This window comes from Campylobacter sp. BCW_6871, from assembly GCF_001762325.1.
GTDB classification, from domain to species: Bacteria; Campylobacterota; Campylobacteria; order Campylobacterales; family Campylobacteraceae; genus Campylobacter_D; species Campylobacter_D jejuni.
In genome coordinates, this window is record NZ_MJWQ01000063.1 from 1 (window position 1) to 1,031 (window position 1,031).

The window sequence follows — 1,031 nt, forward strand, 5'->3', positions numbered from 1 at the left end:
TGTTTTTCCTTGTGTTGTTATAATTTAAAAAATTAGTTTTAATCCACTCTTAGATCACCGCCTTTGATCCTTAAGCCCTTATCGTCTATAATAATTTGCATTTTACCTACTTGTATTACAATTTTATCTTCTGTTTGAGAAATGATTGTATTTTTTACCCTAGAAACAATATGTTCTTGTGCTACTAAAACGCTATCTTTGTTTGCTAAAGTATTAACTCTATCAGCTGCAAAAGTACAATCTTTTCTAGCTTTAAAACTAATAGAATCATCTGCTTCGGCTTTAATATATTCATTTGTTTCCAAGGTCATATCTTTTTTGGAATAAAATTTTACAGAGTGGTTAGTTTGGAGCACATAAGAACCTCTTATGGTTTCATTTTTATTATGTCCTACTCTATAAATAGAATCATTTTTAATATCTTGTTCTAGATTATTATTTACAAAGACTCTTTTGTCATTTCCTATTTTTTCTTCGTGGTTTTGCCCTATGTTTATTTCATTGCTAATCCCCACATTTAAAGTATTACTTAAACCTACATTGGTATCTTTAGAGAGTAAAGTATTTTCTAAATATTCAGCCCCTACATTGACATTTTTAAATCCTGCGATATTTTGCATATGACCTAAAGTGATAAATTCAGTATATAAGGCTCCTACTTCTGAAGTTTTATTATTTTTTATGGTTTGCTCATAATTATTACCTATTTCTTCTTTATAATCTTTTTGCGCTAAGATATAAATTTCTTCTTTGTCTTTGTCGTTTTTTAGGGTAATTTCATTCCTTGCTCTTGCATCGGTGTTATCCACTCCTATTGTAGAATTTGCTAAAGTAAGATAATGATTATTAATAGAGCTTAATTCATAATCTGTATTTTCTTGAAGTTTTAAGGTATCTAAGCCTTGATTGATCATAATAGGAACTTCGCTTAAATAACTTAAAGTGCTAGTGGCAATCTCTCTTTGATATCTTGGATAATTATATTGAGGCATAGTTGTAGTCCCATTATACAAACTTCCACTTACATAAGG

1 protein-coding gene is annotated in these 1,031 nt (G+C 29.1%); it reads right to left on the minus strand.

Features of this window, described 5'->3' with window-relative positions; genetic code table 11:
* Positions 1–38 precede the first annotated feature (38 nt).
* The coding region (locus AJ930_RS06780) for a bacteriophage T4 gp5 trimerisation domain-containing protein (RefSeq protein WP_186820867.1) at positions 39–1,031 on the minus strand (993 nt) is incomplete at its 5' end.